This is a genomic window from Pseudomonas sp. MS01C9 (genome assembly GCF_058202755.1).
In genome coordinates this window covers 2,749,770-2,768,085 of the sequence record NZ_CM177073.1, presented here as the reverse complement: position 1 = coordinate 2,768,085, position 18,316 = coordinate 2,749,770, and the positions used below count along the sequence as shown (strand labels likewise).

Annotated in this window: 16 protein-coding genes; 10 read left to right on the top strand and 6 right to left on the bottom strand. The window is 62.6% G+C overall.

Going from position 1 to position 18,316, the window contains the following annotated elements:
* Nucleotides 1–24 precede the first annotated feature (24 nt).
* Nucleotides 25–429, bottom strand: coding sequence for an RNA-binding S4 domain-containing protein (locus AC1M7R_RS12650; protein WP_072397731.1), 405 nt, complete (start codon nucleotides 427–429; stop codon nucleotides 25–27).
* A gap of 218 nt (nucleotides 430–647) precedes the next feature.
* On the opposite strand from AC1M7R_RS12650, the gene rimB reads away from it, so the two are divergent.
* Together rimB and rimK are read left to right on the top strand one after the other, a co-directional pair.
* Nucleotides 648–1,130, top strand: coding sequence for a retropepsin-like aspartic endopeptidase RimB (gene rimB, locus AC1M7R_RS12645; RefSeq protein ID WP_072397730.1), 483 nt, complete (start codon nucleotides 648–650; stop codon nucleotides 1,128–1,130).
* On the top strand, nucleotides 1,127–2,032 hold the full coding sequence (gene rimK, locus AC1M7R_RS12640) for a 30S ribosomal protein S6--L-glutamate ligase (protein ID WP_072397729.1): 906 nt from the start codon (nucleotides 1,127–1,129) through the stop codon (nucleotides 2,030–2,032). The genes rimB and rimK overlap by 4 nt, the downstream gene beginning before the upstream one ends.
* A gap of 71 nt (nucleotides 2,033–2,103) precedes the next feature.
* On the opposite strand, the gene AC1M7R_RS12635 is transcribed toward rimK, so the two are convergent.
* Together AC1M7R_RS12635 and ompR are read right to left on the bottom strand one after the other, a co-directional pair.
* Nucleotides 2,104–3,417, bottom strand: coding sequence for an ATP-binding protein (locus tag AC1M7R_RS12635; protein WP_072397728.1), 1,314 nt, complete (start codon nucleotides 3,415–3,417; stop codon nucleotides 2,104–2,106).
* Nucleotides 3,418–3,525: 108 nt separating this feature from the next.
* A complete protein-coding gene (gene ompR / locus AC1M7R_RS12630) occupies nucleotides 3,526–4,266 on the bottom strand; it encodes an osmolarity response regulator transcription factor OmpR (protein WP_003186825.1) in 741 nt (246 codons plus the stop codon).
* Between the two features lie 350 nt (nucleotides 4,267–4,616).
* On the opposite strand from ompR, the gene AC1M7R_RS12625 reads away from it, so the two are divergent.
* The 7 genes from AC1M7R_RS12625 (at nucleotide 4,617) to tauD (ending at nucleotide 13,020) form a co-directional block, all read left to right on the top strand.
* Nucleotides 4,617–6,941 (top strand): Tex family protein, encoded by a 2,325-nt coding sequence (locus tag AC1M7R_RS12625; RefSeq protein ID WP_072397727.1) that lies wholly within the window; start codon nucleotides 4,617–4,619, stop codon nucleotides 6,939–6,941.
* The gene (locus AC1M7R_RS12620) at nucleotides 6,941–7,324 is read left to right on the top strand and encodes a PaaI family thioesterase (protein WP_072397726.1); all 384 of its coding nucleotides are present in this window, start codon (nucleotides 6,941–6,943) and stop codon (nucleotides 7,322–7,324) included. The genes AC1M7R_RS12625 and AC1M7R_RS12620 overlap by 1 nt, the downstream gene beginning before the upstream one ends.
* 271 nt (nucleotides 7,325–7,595) lie before the next feature.
* Nucleotides 7,596–9,179, top strand: coding sequence for a glutamate--cysteine ligase (gshA, locus tag AC1M7R_RS12615; RefSeq protein ID WP_072397725.1), 1,584 nt, complete (start codon nucleotides 7,596–7,598; stop codon nucleotides 9,177–9,179).
* A gap of 317 nt (nucleotides 9,180–9,496) precedes the next feature.
* Nucleotides 9,497–10,474: a taurine ABC transporter substrate-binding protein gene (tauA, locus tag AC1M7R_RS12610; protein ID WP_103894317.1), complete on the top strand. Its 978-nt coding sequence runs from the start codon at nucleotides 9,497–9,499 to the stop codon at nucleotides 10,472–10,474.
* A 24-nt stretch (nucleotides 10,475–10,498) separates the two neighbouring features.
* Nucleotides 10,499–11,293 (top strand): taurine ABC transporter ATP-binding subunit, encoded by a 795-nt coding sequence (tauB, locus tag AC1M7R_RS12605; RefSeq protein ID WP_072397723.1) that lies wholly within the window; start codon nucleotides 10,499–10,501, stop codon nucleotides 11,291–11,293.
* Entirely contained in the window at nucleotides 11,290–12,129 is an 840-nt protein-coding gene (tauC, locus tag AC1M7R_RS12600) for a taurine ABC transporter permease TauC (protein WP_490610443.1), read from the top strand. Before tauB ends, tauC begins: the two co-directional genes overlap by 4 nt.
* A 48-nt stretch (nucleotides 12,130–12,177) precedes the next feature.
* Nucleotides 12,178–13,020 carry a taurine dioxygenase gene (gene tauD / locus AC1M7R_RS12595; protein WP_072397721.1) on the top strand — a complete coding sequence of 281 codons (843 nt, stop codon included), beginning with the start codon at nucleotides 12,178–12,180 and terminating at the stop codon, nucleotides 13,018–13,020.
* Nucleotides 13,021–13,199: 179 nt separating this feature from the next.
* Here tauD and mgrA read toward each other — a convergent pair whose 3' ends face one another.
* Together mgrA and AC1M7R_RS12585 are read right to left on the bottom strand one after the other, a co-directional pair.
* The gene (gene mgrA / locus AC1M7R_RS12590) at nucleotides 13,200–14,237 is read right to left on the bottom strand and encodes an L-glyceraldehyde 3-phosphate reductase (protein ID WP_072397720.1); all 1,038 of its coding nucleotides are present in this window, start codon (nucleotides 14,235–14,237) and stop codon (nucleotides 13,200–13,202) included.
* A 132-nt stretch (nucleotides 14,238–14,369) separates the two neighbouring features.
* Nucleotides 14,370–15,260: a LysR family transcriptional regulator gene (locus tag AC1M7R_RS12585; protein ID WP_072431760.1), complete on the bottom strand. Its 891-nt coding sequence runs from the start codon at nucleotides 15,258–15,260 to the stop codon at nucleotides 14,370–14,372.
* A 122-nt stretch (nucleotides 15,261–15,382) separates the two neighbouring features.
* On the opposite strand from AC1M7R_RS12585, the gene AC1M7R_RS12580 reads away from it, so the two are divergent.
* Nucleotides 15,383–16,123 (top strand): SDR family oxidoreductase, encoded by a 741-nt coding sequence (locus tag AC1M7R_RS12580; RefSeq protein WP_072397718.1) that lies wholly within the window; start codon nucleotides 15,383–15,385, stop codon nucleotides 16,121–16,123.
* Between the two features lie 10 nt (nucleotides 16,124–16,133).
* On the opposite strand, the gene betT is transcribed toward AC1M7R_RS12580, so the two are convergent.
* Nucleotides 16,134–18,095, bottom strand: a complete 1,962-nt coding sequence (gene betT, locus AC1M7R_RS12575; protein ID WP_168199088.1) for a choline transporter BetT — start codon at nucleotides 18,093–18,095, stop codon at nucleotides 16,134–16,136.
* Nucleotides 18,096–18,316 lie beyond the last annotated feature (221 nt).

The window sequence follows — 18,316 nt, the reverse complement described above, 5'->3', positions numbered from 1 at the left end:
CCGATAATCCGCTGCCGACCTCTTCTATTCGCTATTGCTTCCCCGGAACTTGAACAGATCCCGGCGCTGCTTCTTGCTCGGCTTGCCATCGGTACTGACGCCCAGGGCACCGGCCTTGCGCTGCGCGGCGGCGGCCTCGCGCCTGGCGATGCTGGCTTCGGTTTCACGATACAACGCCTGCGCTTCAGGTGCTCCACGCCGCACGATCGACAAGGCCTCGACCACCACAGTCTTTTCATCGAACCCGGTGCGAATGACGTATTCGTCGCCGATGCGTGGCTCCTTGCCGGGCTTGCAGCGCTCGCCCCGGTGATGGACCTTGCCGCTTTCGATGGCGGCCTTGGCCAAGGCACGGGTCTTGTAGAATCGCGCCGCCCACAACCATTTATCGAGACGGACCTTGTCGTCCTCTTCCTGTTTTTGTGCCACTGCAATTCCTCTCTCTACTGATAGTCAGAACTGTACTACCGTTTTTGTCGAGCGCACGAATCCGGCCTGACAGATAGAATGCGCGCCACGCCGGTTTGCCGGCGAAAGTTACAAGCGCAAACAGGTGCGTAGATATCTGTCGCCATTTTGTGATTATCCTGTGCGATACCGCGACTCGCGGACTCCCACGATCCGACGTACTGATCAGGTTGTTTTTATTGAAGACATTTGACCATTTGACCGTTGTCGGTCTTCGCGAGTGGGTGGCGCTCCCAGACCTGGGGGTGGCGGGCCTGCGGGCAAAAATCGACACCGGCGCCAGCACCTCCAGCCTGCACGCCACCGATATCGAGCCCTTCGAGCGCGACGGCGAGAAGTGGGTGCGTTTCACCGCGCACCTGGGCACGGTGGTGCAACTGCGCCATCGCCGCTGCGAAGCCCCGCTGGTGGCGCGCAAGACCATCAAGAGTTCCAACGGCCACGCTCAGGTGCGCTACGTGATCAGCACTACGCTGGCGTTGGGTGACCGGATCTGGCGGGTCGAATTCACCCTCGCCTGTCGTAAATCCATGCGATATCGCCTGCTGCTGGGTTCCAAGGCCTTGGTCGACGGCCAGTTGGTCGTCAACCCGGGCATCAAATACGTTCAAGACAAGCCGGTATTCCCGGTGTCCACTACCTCTGCCACAGGTGTTGCATGAAGATCGCTGTGCTGTCGCGCAATCCGCGTCTGTATTCCACTCGTCGCCTGGTTGAAGCCGGGACCGAGCGTGGCCATGAAATGGTGGTGATCGACACCCTGCGCGCCTATATGAACATCGCCAGCCACAAGCCGCAGATCCATTACCGGGGCCAACCGCTGGAAGGGTTCGATGCGGTGATCCCGCGCATTGGCGCATCGGTCACGTTCTATGGCTGCGCGGTGTTGCGACAATTCGAAATGATGGGCGTCTTCCCCCTCAACGAGTCCGTGGCCATCGCCCGCGCCCGGGACAAACTGCGCTCGCTGCAGCTGTTGTCGCGACGTGGCATCGGCCTGCCGGTGACCGGCTTTGCACACTCCCCCGACGATATTCCCGACCTCATCGCCATGGTCAACGGCGCACCGCTGGTGATCAAGGTGCTGGAGGGTACCCAGGGCATCGGCGTGGTCCTGTGTGAAACCGCGACCGCGGCCGAATCGGTAATCGAGGCGTTCATGGGCCTGAAGCAGAACATCATGGTGCAGGAGTACATCAAGGAAGCCGGGGGCGCGGACATTCGCTGCTTCGTGGTCGGCGACAAGGTCATCGCCTCGATGAAGCGTCAGGCCCGCCCCGGTGAATTCCGCTCCAACCTGCATCGGGGCGGCAGCGCCAGCCTGATCAAGATCACTCCGGAAGAACGCATGACCGCCCTGCGCGCGGCGAAAGTCATGGGCCTGGCCGTGGCAGGCGTGGACATCCTGCGCTCCAATCACGGGCCGCTGGTGATGGAGGTCAACTCCTCGCCCGGGCTGGAAGGCATCGAAACCACCACAGGCAAGAACGTGGCGGGAATCATCATCGAGCATCTGGAAAAGAATGGCGGGCCGAACATGACCCGGACAAAGGGCAAGGGCTGAAGGGCCGCTGCAAGCTGCAAGCGTACACCGCTTCCAACTTGCAGCTTGAAACTCGCGGCTTGTGGCTGTCTCTACACTGCATCCCTGGGCAGCATCAAGCCCAACGGCAACCGCACCCGCGCTTCCAGCCCGCCACCGACGCGATTGCGCAGCTCGACGTTGCCGCCGTGCATCGAGGCGATACGCTTGACGATGGCCAGGCCCAGGCCCGTGCCCTTCCCGCCTCGGGCGCGGTCGCCACGGGTGAAGGGGTTGAAGATGGCTTCCAGCTCCGACGGATCGATGCCCGCGCCACGGTCCATGACACTCAGCACGACATACGGCGCGCTGGTGTCACCGGACACATAGGCCGCCACTTCGACACCGGTGCCGGCATGGTTCAAGGCGTTACCGATCAGGTTGTTCAACAGACGCTTCATCGATACCCGGCGTAGCGGGAACGGCTGGATCGGTTCCAGCCGCAGATGCACTTTTTCATCGTTCTGGTTGTAGGGCGCGACCACTTCCCGGACCAGTTCGCTGAGGTCCACTTCCTCCACGGACTCGTCACGGCCATCGCGAATGAATGCCAGGAACTGGTCGAGGATCGCGTCCATGTCCTCGATGTCACGGACCATTTCGTTGGTCAGGTCGGTATGTTCGCCCATCAGCTCCAGCGACAGGCGCAGCCGGGTCAGTGGCGTGCGCAGGTCGTGGGAAACACCGGCGAGCATCAGTTCGCGCTCGCGTCCGGCCTGCTCGACATCTTCGGCCATCTGGTTGAAGGCACGGTAGACCTCGGTCATTTCGCTGGGCGTGTCACTGATGGGCAGGCGCACGCTACGCCCCTGGCCCAGTTGGCGAGCCGCGTAGACCAGCCGCTTCAACGGCTGGTTGAGCTGGCTGACGAAGATCCACGCCGACGCCGTCGACAACAGGCCGATGGCGAGGAACCAGCCAAGCACGTTCCAGATCTTCTGCCCCCGTAGCGGATGAGGGTACAGCGGGACCTTAAGCCAGCCGTCCCCCAGGCTCGGCGCACGCACCCAGAGCGCCGGAGGCGAATGCATGCGCAGTCGAACCTCGGTATCGGCACCCAGTTCGGCCTGCATCTGCCGCTGATAGATCTCGCTGTAGGGCCAGTGCTGCTCCCCCTCCGGCACACCGGCCCCCACCACCCGGATCAACGTCGCCGCCTCGGCGATCTTGGCCCGGTTGGTTTCGTCGGCGGCCCAGTAGGCCCGCAGGGTCAGGGCAACGCCGTGGCTGTATTGCCGATCCACCAGCACGTCTTCGTTCATCAGCAGGTAGACCAGTGTCAGCGCCTTGGAAAAAAGCACGACGATCAGCACCAGCCAGAGGGTGCGGGAGAAGAAACTCTGGGGGAACCAAACGGGGGTTTTCATGGATAACCGCTACACACTTGCAGGAGCGAGGGATGCTCGCACACTGAGGGACTGCGAGTCGCCTGGAAGAAGCCTTCAACCAGCCAACCCGCTCCTACAAATCGCCGATCACTTGCTGGCGGCACCATCCGGTACGAAGACATAACCCACGCCCCAGACGGTCTGGATATAACGCGGCTTGGAAGGATCGGGTTCGATCATCCGGCGCAGGCGGGAAATCTGCACGTCGATGGAACGCTCCAGCGCATCCCACTCACGGCCACGGGCCAGGTTCATCAGCTTGTCGCGTGTCAGCGGCTGGCGTGCGTTCATGACCAGGGCCTTGAGCACCGCGAACTCGCCGGTGGTGAGCATGTGGATTTCATTGCCGCGCTTGAGCTCGCGGGTGGCCAGGGACAGTTCATAGTCACCGAAGGTCACGCTCTCGTCTTCGCTGCCCGGGGCGCCGGGTACCGGGGCCGACTGGCGACGCAGGACCGCCTTGACCCGTGCCATCAGCTCGTCCGGGTTGAACGGCTTGGCCAGGTAGTCGTCGGCCCCCAGCTCCAGGCCCTTGATACGGCTCAGCTCGTCACCCTTGGCGGTGAGCATGATGATCGGGATCTGGTTGTTGGCGCCACGCAGGCGACGACAGGCAGTCAGGCCGTCCTCGCCAGGGAGCATCAGGTCGAGGACCACCAGGTTGAAGACCTCGCGGGCCAGCAGCCGGTCCATCTGTTCGGTGTTTGGTACGGTACGGGCGCGGTAGCCCTTGCTGACGAAAAAACGCTCCAGCAGGCTGCTCAGCCCAGGATCGTCGTCAACGATCAGAATTTTTTCGCCTTCAGCAGTTTGTGCAGTGCTGCTCATAGGAAGCTCCTTTGATCTCGGCGCGCATTATGGCCTAGCTGCCGTTATACGCACCGTGTGCATTGTTAGCAGATTTTTCCTCTATCTCCACAATTACGGGTATCGAGCCTACAGACCGCGACGCCCCCGAAAGACGGAACGCTGGTTATAATGCGCGGCCTTTTGTGCCAGCAAATGTCGGATCGTATTCCCGGCATGATTTCCCAGGCCAGGCAGCACTTTTTGAATTTCGCGGGTCAACAGACAGCCTTTTGACCCAGGCAGCGGCGCATGCCAGGCCGCTCAACCAGTCTCGCCGAGCCCTGTCTACGCGGTGGCGGGCCTGATTTCACAATTTGTCAGGTGGTTTTATGGACAGCATCAACAGCCGCATCGCCGAGGAGCTCGGCGTACGCCCACAACAGGTCGAAGCGGCCGTCGCGCTACTCGATGAAGGCTCCACGGTGCCTTTTATCGCCCGTTACCGGAAAGAGGTGACCGGCAGCCTCGATGACACTCAATTGCGTCATCTGGAAGAACGCCTGCGTTATCTGCGCGAACTCGACGAACGGCGCGTCAGCATCCTGGCCAGCATCCAGGAACAGGGCAAGCTGACCCCGGCACTGGAGCGCGATATCAAGCTGGCCGACACCAAGACCCGTCTCGAAGACCTGTACCTGCCCTACAAGCAAAAACGCCGCACCAAGGGCCAGATCGCCCTGGAAGCCGGCCTTGGCGAACTGGCCGACGGCCTTTTCAACGACCCGACCCTGACCCCGGAAACCGAGGCCGCGCGCTTCGTCGATGCCGAAAAAGGCGTGGCCGACGTAAAGGCCGCGCTGGAAGGTGCCAAGTACATCCTCATGGAGCGCTTCGCCGAAGACGCCAACCTGCTGGAAAAACTGCGCAACTTCCTTAAACAGGAAGCGATCCTCAGTGCACGTGTCATTGCCGGCAAGGAAGAGGAAGGCGCGAAGTTCCGCGATTACTTCGAACACGACGAACCGCTCAAGAGCGTACCGTCCCACCGGGCCCTGGCGATCTTCCGCGGCCGCAACGAAGGCATCCTCAGCTCCGCGCTGAAAGTCGGCGATGAGTTGCCCGGAACGATGCACCCTTGCGAAGGCATGATCGGCCAGCAGTTCGGCATCCAGAACCAGAACCGCGCCGCCGACAAGTGGCTCGCCGAAGTGGTGCGCTGGACGTGGAAGGTCAAGCTCTACACCCATCTGGAAACCGACCTGCTGGGCGAACTGCGCGACAACGCCGAGACCGAGGCGATCAACGTATTCGCCCACAACCTGCATGACCTGCTGCTGGCTGCGCCGGCCGGTCCTCGCGCCACCCTGGGCCTGGACCCGGGCCTGCGCACCGGTTGCAAGGTGGCGGTGGTGGACTCCACCGGCAAGCTGCTGGACCACGCCACGGTCTACCCTCACGTGCCACACAACAAGTGGGACCAGACCCTCGCGGTGCTCGCCGCCCTGTGCGCCAAGCACTCCGTGGACCTGATCGCCATCGGCAATGGCACCGCCAGCCGGGAGACCGACAAGCTGGCCGCCGAGCTGATCAAGAAGTATCCCGCCATGAAGCTGACCAAGGTCATGGTCTCCGAAGCCGGCGCTTCCGTTTACTCGGCCTCGGAACTGGCGGCCAAGGAGTTCCCGGACCTGGACGTGTCGATCCGTGGCGCGGTCTCCATCGCCCGCCGTTTGCAGGACCCGCTGGCGGAACTGGTGAAGATCGATCCGAAATCCATCGGTGTCGGCCAATACCAGCACGACGTGTCCCAGTTGAAACTGGCGCGCGGCCTGGATGCCGTGGTGGAAGACTGCGTGAACGCCGTGGGCGTGGACGTGAACACCGCGTCGGTGGCACTGCTGGCGCGTATCTCGGGCCTGAACGCCACGCTGGCGCAGAACATCGTGACCCATCGCGACGAGCATGGCGCCTTCAAGACCCGCGCCGCCTTGAAAAAGGTCCCGCGCCTGGGCGAGAAGACCTTCGAACAGGCCGCGGGCTTCCTGCGCGTCATGAACGGTGACAACCCGCTGGATTCGTCGGCCGTCCACCCCGAGGCCTACCCGCTGGTGCAACGTATCGCCGCCCAGACCGACCGCGACATCCGCTCGCTGATCGGCGACGCCGCGTTCCTGAAGCGCCTGGATCCGAAGAAATTCACCGATGAGACCTTCGGCCTGCCAACCGTGACCGACATTCTCCAGGAACTGGAGAAACCGGGCCGCGACCCGCGTCCCGAGTTCAAGACCGCCGAATTCCAGGAAGGCGTCGAAGACCTCAAGGACCTGCAGCCGGGCATGATTCTCGAAGGCGTGGTCACCAATGTCACCAACTTCGGTGCTTTCGTCGACATCGGCGTGCATCAGGACGGTCTGGTGCATATCTCGGCACTGTCGGAGAAATTCATCAAGGATCCGCGCGAAGCGGTGAAGGCCGGCGACGTGGTGAAGGTGAAAGTCATGGAAGTCGACATTCCGCGCAAACGCGTCGGCCTGTCGATGCGCATGAGCGACACGCCCGGCGAGAAAGTCGACGGTGCCCGGGGAGCCCGTCCCGGCTCGACACCGCGTCAACCGCAGCACTCCGCGCCACGCAAGGAAACCGCCACGGCGGCCCCGGCGAACAATGCCATGGCCTCGCTGTTCGCCAACGCCAAGCAGTTGAAGAAACGCTGATGGACGCGCCGGCCGGGTTGGTGGAGAGCGCATTCTTCAAGTTACTCGGCTGCCGCTTGCAGAGCCTGGGAGACGGGGTGGCGCAAGTCGCCCTGGGCCTTGAGCCGCCGTTGCGCAACCGCGGCGGCAAGCTGCACGGCGGCGCACTGTTCAGCCTGGTGGACATTGCCATGGGCCTGGCCTGCTCCAGTGTCCATGGCTTCGACCAGCAGAGCGCGACCATCGAGTGCAAGATCAATTACATTCGCGCCGTGTCCGACGGCGAGGTGCTGTGCACGGCCCGGGTGATCCATCCCGGCCGACGCACGCTGGTGGTCGAGGCCGACGTGATGCAAGGCGAAAAACTGGTCGCAAAAGCGCAAGGCACGTTCGCTGTCCTATAGCTCCCTGTCATCGATTTGGGTTAATTTCGACGCCATGAAATGCTGTGTCGGGCCTTCCTGTGGAAGCGAGCTTGTCCGCGATAGCGGAGGGTCAGTCAAGATCAACGTTGCTGATCCACCGCCATCGCGCGCAGGCTCGCTCCCACAGTGGGGTTGCGGTGGCTAGCTTTTTGGCACGAAAACCAGGCGATAACGCCAGTTTTGACCTCACCCTTGTAGAGCGCCTTGCCCACCCCCATATTGGGGCGACTGACGCGTGAAGGAATTCAACTTGAGCGACCTCTTAAACCGCCGCCTGGCCCTGCTCGGCGAGCGCGCCAACCTCTCCCTGCTCGAACAGTGCCTGCACGGTATCGAACGTGAATGCCTGCGTGTCACGCGCGACGGGCGCCTGGCGCTGACGCCGCACCCCGATGCCCTGGGTTCGGCACTGACCAATGAACAGATCACCACCGACTATTCCGAGTCGCTGCTGGAGTTCATCACGCCAGCCCTGGCGGACCCGGTCGATACCCTGGACAGCCTCGACAGCATCCACCGGTTCGTCTACAGCAAGCTCGGCGACGAATACCTGTGGAGCCCGTCGATGCCGTGCCCGCTGCCCGCGGAAGAAGAAATCCCGATCGCCTACTACGGCACCTCGAACATCGGCCGGCTGAAATACGTCTACCGCCAGGGCCTGGCCCTGCGCTACGGCAAGACCATGCAGTGCATCGCGGGGATCCATTACAACTTCTCCCTGCCGGAAAAGCTCTGGCCGCTGCTGCGCCAGGCCGAGGCCGCCGAAATGAGTGATCGCGACTTCCAGTCGTCGGCCTATATCGCGCTGATCCGCAATTTCCGCCGCTACAGTTGGCTGCTGATGTACCTGTTCGGCGCTTCGCCGGCCCTGGACGCCGGCTTCCTGCGTGGCCGCCCGCACCAGTTGGAGCAACTGGACCCGGACACCCTGTACCTGCCCTACGCCACCAGCCTGCGCATGAGCGACCTGGGTTACCAGAGCAACGCCCAGGCCGGCCTGACGCCGTGCTACAACGATCTGGCGAGCTACACCGACAGCCTGCGCAAGGCAGTGGCCACACCCTATGCGCCCTATGTCGAGATCGGCACTCACCGTGACGGTGAATGGATCCAGCTCAACACCAACATCCTGCAGATCGAAAACGAGTACTACTCCAACATCCGCCCCAAACGCGTGACCTATACCGGCGAGCGTCCGATCCAGGCGTTGATGGCCCGCGGTATCCAGTACGTGGAAGTGCGCTGCCTGGACATCAACCCGTTCCTGCCCATGGGCATCGATGTCACCGAGTCGCGGTTCCTCGATGCATTCCTGCTGTATTGCGCCCTCAACGACAGCCCGCTGTTCGAAAACAACGAATGCGGCAACGCCACGAGCAACTTCCTGAGGGTCGTCAAGGAAGGCCGCAAGCCAGGCCTGCAACTGCAGCGCCAGGGCCAATCGGTGGACATGCAGGCCTGGGCCCTCGAACTGTTGGAAAAGATCTCGCCGCTGGCCTCGCTCCTCGACCAGAGCCAGGGTGGCGAAGCCCATCGCCAGGCGCTGGATGTGCAACTGGCGAAGGTGCGGGATCCGTCCCTGACACCGTCCGCCCAGATATTGGCGGCCATGGCGCAGAACCAGGAAAGTTTTGCCCAGTTCTCCCTGCGCCAGAGCAAGGCCCACGCCGAGTTCTTCCGCGCCGCACCCCTGCCTTCGTCCGAGCAACAGGCGTTCGAAGAGGCTGCCCGCCAGTCCCTGGCCCAGCAAGCCGAGCTGGAGCAGAACGAGGTGGGAGACTTCGATGTATTCGTAGGCTCGTACCAGGCCAGCATCCTGGCGATCAGCAACTGACCCTCCATGCATCATTCCCATGTCCTACATGGGAATGATCTTGTGGCGAGGGGATTTATCCCCGTTGGCTACAAGCAGCCCTCGACGTTCACCTCGGTGTCTCAGTCGGCTCGCATACGACTGAACTGGGGTTGCTTCGCAACTCGGCAGGGATAAATCCCCTCGCCACAAAAGCGGTAGGCAACGCCCACTTCTTTACCTCTTGTAAATGTTTTCGAAAATAAGCTAGTTCCAAAAAGTTATTTATTTCTGAATTCTTATATCATTTAGTCTCATCGAACACCGACCGTCCGGCCGCCTGTTTGAGGAGCTTTCCCATGGCATTGCGTTTCCCCCGTATTCTTTTCGCGGCCGTCTCCCTGGCCGCCACCAGCCTCTTTGCCCAGGCGGCCGACCTGACCGTCGCCTACCAGACCACCGTCGATCCGGCCAAGGTTGCCCAGGCAGACGGCACCTACGAGAAAGCCACCCAGGCCAGGATCGACTGGCGCAAATTCGACAATGGCGCCGATGTCATTGCCGCCATCGCTTCCGGTGATGTCCAGATCGGCTACCTGGGTTCCAGCCCACTGACGGCGGCGGTGTCCCGCCAGGTACCGGTAGAAACCTTCCTTATCGCCACGCAGATCGGCGCGGCCGAAGCCTTGGTGGTGCGTGATGGCGCCGGCATCAGCACTGCGCAGGATCTGGTCGGCAAGAAGATCGCCGTGCCGTTCGTGTCCACCGGCCATTACAGCCTACTCGCCGCCCTGAAACACTGGAACATCGACCCCTCGAAAGTCACCATCCTGAACCTCGCGCCACCGGCCATCATCGCTGCCTGGAAGCGCGGCGACATCGATGCCACCTACGTCTGGGACCCGGCCCTGGGCGTGGCCAAGGAAAACGGCAAGGTGCTGATCACTTCCGCCGAACTGGCCAGGTTCGGCGCGCCGACCTTCGACGCCTGGATCGTGCGCAAGGACTTCGCCAGGCAGCATCCCGAGATCGTGACCGCCTTCGCCAAGGTCACCCTGGATGCCTACGCCCAGTACCGCAAGGACCCACAAGCCTGGCTGGCCGACACGTCCAACGTCGACAAGCTGGTGAAGCTCTCCGGCGCCAAGGCCAGCGACATCCCGCTCCTGCTGCAAGGCAACGTATTCCCACTGGCGGCCGACCAGGTCGTGAGCCTCGGCGCACCGACTACCCAGGCCATCGCCAAGACCGCCGCGTTCCTCAAGGAGCAAGGCAAGGTGGAGGCTGTGCTGCCAGACTACACGCCCTTCGTCAGCGCCAAATACATTCCTCATTGATCCGCCAGCAAAGGAGTCATCGCGATGGCCTTGCTACAACTGGAGCGCATCAGCGCACAGTACCCCGGCGCGGCGGAACCGGTACTGGCGGACATATCGCTGGACCTGGGACCGCAACAGCTGCTGGTTGCCCTCGGCCCGTCCGGCAGTGGCAAGACGTCACTGCTGAACCTGATCGCCGGTTTCGTCGAGCCCAGCGCCGGGCAGATCACCCTGGACGGCGTGCCGGTCTCGGGGCCGGGAGCCGAACGCGGCGTGGTGTTCCAGGATGACGCCTTGTTGCCCTGGCAAGACGTACTGGCCAACGTCGGGTTCGGCCTGGAACTGGCCGGTGTCGCCAAGGCAGAGCGCGAAGCCCGCGCTCGCGAAATGCTCGCCCTGGTAGACCTGGCCGGTTTCGAACGACGCCGTATCTGGCAACTTTCCGGGGGGCAGAAACAACGCGTCGGCCTGGCCCGTGCGCTGGCGGCCGATCCTCGCCTGCTGCTGATGGACGAACCCTTCGGCGCGCTGGATGCCTTTACCCGCGAGCAGATGCAGGAACTGCTACTGCAAGTCTGGCAGCGCGCTGCCAAACCCGTGTTCCTGATTACCCATGACATCGAAGAAGCGGTCTTTCTCGCCACCGACCTGATTCTGCTGGCACCCAACCCCGGGCAGATCGTCGAGCGCCTGAGCCTCGATTTCGGACGGCGCTATGGAGCCGGGGAATCGGCGCGGTCGATCAAGTCCGATCCGCGCTTTATCGAAACCCGGGAGCACGTCCTCGCCAAGGTGTTTTCCCAACGCAGCGCCGTCCGGCCACAGGAGCGCGCATGAGCAGCTATGAAATTCCAGCCGTGATCAGCCGCCCTGCGCCCCAGGCCTCGTCCAGGGGTTCAAGGCCTCGCTTGAGCACGCGATGGATCAGCGGCCTGACCCTGGCAGCGTTGCTGCTGCTCTGGTGGGCGGTCACCGCCAGCGGACTGATCGAGCCTCTGTTTCTGCCACCGCCTTGCGCCGTGCTGCAAAAAGGCTGGCTACTGGTGACCAGCGGCTACATGGACGCCACGCTCTGGCAACACCTGGGGGCAAGCCTTGGGCGGATCGGCCTGGGCCTGCTGTTGGCAGTGCTCACGGCGGTGCCGGTGGGCATCGCCATCGGCACCAGCCGCGCGGCACGCGGCGTACTGGACCCGTTGATCGAGTTCTACCGGCCGATTCCGCCCCTGGCTTACCTGCCATTGATCGTGATCTGGTGCGGCATCGGTGAGCTGTCGAAAGTGCTGTTGATCTACCTGGCGATCTTCGCCCCGATTGCCATCGCCACCGCCACGGGGGTTCGCACCGTCGACCCGGCGAAGATACGCGCAGCGCAGTCCCTGGGCGCTACGCGCACCCAATTGCTCCGCCATGTGATCGTGCCCAGTGCCCTGCCGGACATTCTCACCGGCGTCCGCATCGGCCTGGGCGTGGGCTGGTCCACCCTGGTGGCCGCCGAACTGATCGCCGCCACCAGCGGCCTGGGGTTCATGGTGCAGTCGGCGGCGCAGTTCCTGGTGACAGATGTGGTGCTCCTGGGAATCCTGGTGATCGCGCTGATCGCCTTCACCATGGAGATGAGCCTGCGCGCCCTGCAACGCAAGCTGGTGCCGTGGCACGGCCAGACCCATTGACGCCCATTGACCACGCTGACCATTCGGCGCCCGGAACGAGACCCTGCAATGAATAGCCCGACCATCACCCCTTTGAGCACCGCCCTCGGCGCGCAGATCAGCGGGATCGACATCAGCCAGCCCCTGGGCCCGCAGCACCGCGAGATCATCGGCCAGGCACTGCTGGAGCACCAGGTGCTGTTCTTTCGCGACCAACCGATCGAACCGCCACAACAGGCACGGTTCGCCGCGTATTTCGGCGACCTGCACATCCATCCGATCTACCCCAACGTGCCGACGCAGCCCGAAGTGCTGGTGCTCGACACGGCCGTCACCGATGTTCGCGACAATGCCATCTGGCACACCGACGTGACCTTCCTGCCGACACCCGCCATGGGCGCGGTGCTCAGTGCCAAGCTGCTGCCGCCGTTCGGCGGCGATACGTTATGGGCCAGCGGTATCGCGGCCTACGAAGCCTTGTCGACACCTTTGAAGCGCTTGCTGGAAGGGCTCACGGCGACCCACGATTTCACCCGTTCGTTTCCCCTGGAACGCTTTGGCAACACTGCGCAAGACCTGGCCCGCTGGGAACAGGCACGGCGCAGGAATCCACCGCTCTCGCACCCGGTGATCCGCACTCACCCGGTGAGCGGGCGGCGCTCGTTGTTCGTCAATGAAGGTTTCACCACGCGCATCAACGAACTGTCGGAGACCGAAAGCGAGGTGATCCTGAAACTGTTGTTCGCCCACGCCACACGGCCCGAATTTACCCTTCGCTGGCGCTGGCAGGTCAACGACGTGGCTTTCTGGGACAACCGTGTGACCCAGCATTTCGCTGTGGATGACTACCGTCCGGCCCGGCGTGTGATGCACCGGGCGACGGTGTTGGGGGATGTGCCGTTTTTTCGCTGAACAGCGACGCAATCGCCTTTGTGGCGAGGGGATTTACCCCGCTGGGCCGCGTAGCGGCCCTCAAACCTGCATGCACGATCTCAAAGGCAGGCCGTGCTCAGCTGTCCCTGGGGCTGCTTCGCATCCAGCGGGGATAAATCCCTTCGCCACGGGGGTGTATGTTCGCCGTACTGGAAGGGTTACTCGGCTGACGATGGCTTTTCCCAAAGATTGATCCCGCCTTCCTGGGCAAACCGATCGATCTCGGCCAGTTCTTCGGCGCTGAAGTTCAGGTTCTGCAAGGCACCGGCATTCTCGATGATCTGCTCCGGCCGGCTGGCGCCGATCAGGGCGGAGGTCACCCGCGCGTCCCGCAGGGTCCAGGCCAGGGCCATCTGCGCCAGGCTCTGGCCGCGCCGCTGGGCGATCTCGTTGAGGGCGCGCACATGGGCGATGTTCTCTTCCGATAAATGCGAGGCCTGCAACGAACCGCCACCCGGACGGTTGACCCGCGCGTCCGCCGGAATGCCCTTGAGGTATTTGTCGGTCAACAGCCCCTGGGCCAGGGGCGTAAAGGCAATCACACCGGTGCCGAGCTCGTCGGTGGCATCCAGCAGGTCTTTCTCTACCCAGCGATTGAGCAGGTTGTAGGCCGGTTGATGGATCAGCAGCGGGATTTTCCACTCTTTGAGCAGCGCAGCCATTTCCCGGGTCTTCACGCCGGAATACGAAGAGATGCCGACATACAATGCCTTGCCCTGTTGCACCGCGGTGGCCAGTGCACTGGCGGTTTCTTCCAGCGGTGTGTCGGGGTCGAAGCGGTGGGAATAAAAGATGTCCACATAATCCAGCCCCAGGCGCTGCAGGCTCTGGTCAAGGCTCGCCAGCACGTACTTGCGAGAGCCACCACCCTGCCCATAGGGTCCGGGCCACATGTCCCAACCGGCCTTGCTGGAGATGATCAGCTCATCGCGGTAGTGCTTGAAATCTTCGCGCAGCAACCGTCCGAAATTGATTTCGGCACTGCCGTAGGGCGGGCCGTAGTTGTTCGCCAGGTCGAAATGGTTGATACCCAGGTCGAACGCCGTACGCAACAACGCCCGTTGGGTGTCGATAGGCGTGCTGTCGCCGAAGTTGTGCCACAACCCCAGTGACAATGCCGGCAGCACCAGGCCACTGCGGCCGACGCGACGATATGGCATGGACTCATAGCGGTTTTCGGCGGCGATGTAGGTCATCGAAAGGCTCTCTATTCGGACGAAGGGTTCGGAAGGTGGGTACGGATGGCAGAAGCCGATATTGCACAGACGTATCGATCAGCTTGAAAGTTCGCATGGTTGTGGAAGCAGTGCCAGGAAAACCAGAGCACGTTACCGCGCCTGGGCAAACACCTCGGCCAGCCAATCCACAAACACCCGCACCCTGGGTGACAGGTGACGGTTGTGAGGATAAAGCACCGACACCGGCATGGGCGGCGGTGGGGTCGCGGGGAGAATTTCCTGGACCAGCCCCTGCTCGAGCTGGGTTTGCATCCGATAGCGCGGGCATTGGATCAGGCCCAAGCCGGCAATGGCCGAGGCCGCGTAGATTTCGGCGCCGAACACCGAAAGCGCGCCATCGATGGCTACCTCCTTGAGCTCACCCTCGACCATGAACTGGAACGGGTACAGTTTGCCGGTGGTGCGCGACAGGTAGTTCACCGCCCGGTGCCGACTCAAGTCGTCCAGGTTTTTCGGCTCGCCGTACTGGCGCAAGTAGGCGGGGCTGGCGCAGGTGATCTGCCGCAGGCTGGCGACGCGGCGACCGATCAACGACGAGTCCCCCAGCGTGCCCGCCCGCAACACGCAATCGACACCCTCGGCGATCAGGTCGACGAAACGATCGGCCTCGCTGATGGACAGCTCGATGTCAGGGTAGCGGGCCATGAACTGCGGCAGCGCCGGGATCACGAAACTCCGGGCCAGGGTTCCATGCAGGTCCACCCGCAGCTTGCCCTTGGGCGCCACGCTGCGAAAGGCCAGCTCGGCCTCCTCCAGCTCCGCCAGCAACTGCACGCAGCGAGGGTAATAGGCTTCGCCATCGAGGGTCGGCCGCACCTTGCGGGTACTGCGCTCCATCAGGCGCACACCTAGCCAGGCTTCGAACTGATTGAGGGTATGGGTCAGCGTCGCGCGGGGCAGGTTCAGGTCTTCGGCGGCCAGGGTAAAGCTGCTGCGCTCATAGATGCGCACGAATACCCGCATGGCCTTGACTTGATCCATGGTGTTTTTCCAAGCCTTGATTGTTGGTCATTCTTGAACAGTTACGGCAACTCTCCTGCATTTATCGCCGAGAGTAAACATGTGAATCTTCCTCTCATCCACTTCTATCGAGGAACGCAGCCATGATCCGACAGACATCCAAGGTGGCCATTGTGACCGGAGCTTCCCGGGGAATCGGTGCGCAAGTCGCCAGGCAACTGGCTGAAGACGGATTCGCCGTCGCCATCAACTACGCCAACAATGCCATCGAAGCCTCGAAGCTGGTGGTGCAGCTGCGCCAGGCAGGTCACCAGGCCCTCGCGATCAAGGCCGATGTGTCATGCGCCGCCGATGTCCGGCGGATGTTCGATGAGACCGAAACACACCTGGGCAAGGTCGACCTGCTGGTCAATAACGCCGGTATCCTGCAGGTCTTGCCGCTGGCACAGCACAGCGACGAACTGTTCGAGCAGACCTTCGCCATCAATACCCGAGGCACCTTCAACACGCTTCGCGAAGCCGCGACCCGCCTGAACGATGGCGGTCGGATCGTGAATTTTTCCAGCAGCACCGTGGGCCTCAATCTGCCCGGTTACTCGGTGTACATCGCCAGCAAGGCCGCCGTGGAGTCCCTGACCCAGGTGTTCGCCAAGGAGCTGCGGGGCCGGCAGATCACGGTCAATGCCATCGCTCCCGGCCCGGTCGCCACCGAGCTGTTCATGCACGGCAAGAGCGAGGAGCAGGTCCAGCACTACGCCAAGATGCCGCCCCTGGAGCGCCTCGGCCAGCCGGAAGACATCGCCCGTATCGTCTCCTTCCTGGCGAGCCCCGCCGCCGACTGGGTCAACGGGCAGGTGCTGCGCGCCAACGGCGGCCTGGTGTGAGGCCCGGCGATCAACGCACCAGGTGCAGGAACTGCATGTGCCGTTCGTACTGGTCGAGGATGTCGTTGATCACCTGTTCCTTGGAATAGCCCACCAGATCGTAGTCCTGGCTGCCTTCGCTCAGGTGCACTTCGGCACGGTAGTAGCGCCGGTTGTTGAGTTCCTTGGAACCCATGCCGCCCCGGGCGAAGGAGGGTGTGAAGTAGCCACGCATCTGCACCTGGTAGATGAACGGATGCTGCTCGCCATGGCCGATTTCCAGGCTGACGCAGTCATTGGCCAGGTCTGGAGGGGTCAGCACGGTCAGGCCTTTTTCGGCGAACACCGCTTTCACTTCCTCGACGGCCGGACGCACCGTGCTGTCGAGGAAACGGTAGACCTCATCGCGGGACGGGAAATGCACAGCCTGGCTCAAGCGTTGCCGCCAACCGCCCTTGCCCCGGCGTGAGCCCGACACCGGCGCCAGGGAATGCATCTGGGCGATCTTTTTCTGGGACTCGAGGAAAAACGCCTTGTGCAGGCCCCACATCATCAACAGCAGAATCAGGGAGAAGGGCAATGACGTGAGCACCACCGCCGATTTCAGGGCATCGATACTGCCGGAAAACAACAGCGCACTGGTCACCAGGGCGGTCATCGCCCCCCAGAATACCCGCAGCCATTTCGGCCCGTCTTCATCGGGGTTGCCCCCCTTGGCCGAGAGCGTCGAAAGCACCACGGTACCGGAGTCGGCGGACGTGACGAAGAACACGAAGCTGATAAACACCGTGACCGCGATGACCGTCTTGCTCCACGGGTAGGTTTCCAGCAGCAGGTAAAGGCTCATCGAGGGGTTTTCCAGGGCCGACATGCCCAGGGCACTCATGCCGTGGTTGAGCACCTGGTCGATGGCGCTGTTGCCGAAGATCGACATCCACGCCAGGGTGAAGCCCAAGGGAATCAGCAGAACACCGAAGACGAACTCACGAATGGTGCGGCCGCGGGAAATCCGTGCGATGAACAGCCCCACGAAGGGTGACCACGCAATCCACCAGGCCCAGTAGAACACCGTCCAGCCCCCCAGCCAGTCGCTGGGCTCGTCATAGGCGTAGAGGTCGAAACTCTTCATCGGCAAGGCGCCAAGGTAATCGCCCACATTCTGGATCAAGGTATTGAGCAGGTGCTGGGTGGGTCCGGCGAAGAGCACGAACAACAGCAGGGCGCAGGCCAGCAGCATGTTGATGTCGGACATGACGCGCACGCCCTTGTCGACACCGGCCACCGCCACAATGATCGCCGCGCCCATCATCAGCACGATCAGGCCGACCTGGATCCATTGGGTGTGGGCGATGCCGAACAGGTAGTCGAGCCCGGAATTGAGATGCAGCACACCGAAGCCCATGTCCGCGCCAAGGCCGAACACGGTGGCAATGATGCCGAAGCCATCCACGGCGTAGCCGATGGGCCCATTGATGCGTTTGCCGATCAGCGGGTACAGCGCCGAACGCAGGGCCAGCGGCAGGTTGTGGCGGTAGGCGAAATACGCCAGGGCCATGCCGACGAATGCGAAGACGCCCCAACCATGCAGGCCCCAGTGCAGGAACAGGATCTGCATGGCCTGGCGCGCCGCCTGGGCGGTACCGGCCTCGCCCTGAGGCGGCTGCACCATGTGCGTCAGCGGCTCGGAAACGCAGAAGAAGAACAACGTGATGCTGATGCCGGCGGCGAACAGCATGCCGGCCCATGACAGATAACTGAATTCGGGTTCGTCGTGGTCGGCACCGAGCTTGATCTTGCCGTAGCCGGACAAGGCGGTGACCACCACGAAGACCAGATACAGGGTCATCGCCAACAAGTAATACCAGCCGACCGTGTTGGCCGCCCAGTTCTGCGCCGCCAGCAGCCAGGCGCCGGCCTGGGTGGGTATGGCAATCACCACCAGGCCAAACAGCAGGATAAAGGTCGCGGCGAAGTAAAAGACCGGCGGGTTCATGCGGACCAGGCCGCTGGGTGGAAGGGACGAGGCACTCATGAACGAAGCACCCCGGACAGCGAAAGGGTGGCAGTGGAATACGGACTCGGCAAAGGCAAGCCTCCTGTTGTGAGCGGGCAGCAAACCGACGGTTTAACTTGAATGAACGTTCAAGTTAAACATGAATAGGCAGCTAAGGACTAATCGCAGGGCTCAACGGCATCCTTCCTACGCTAGCCTAC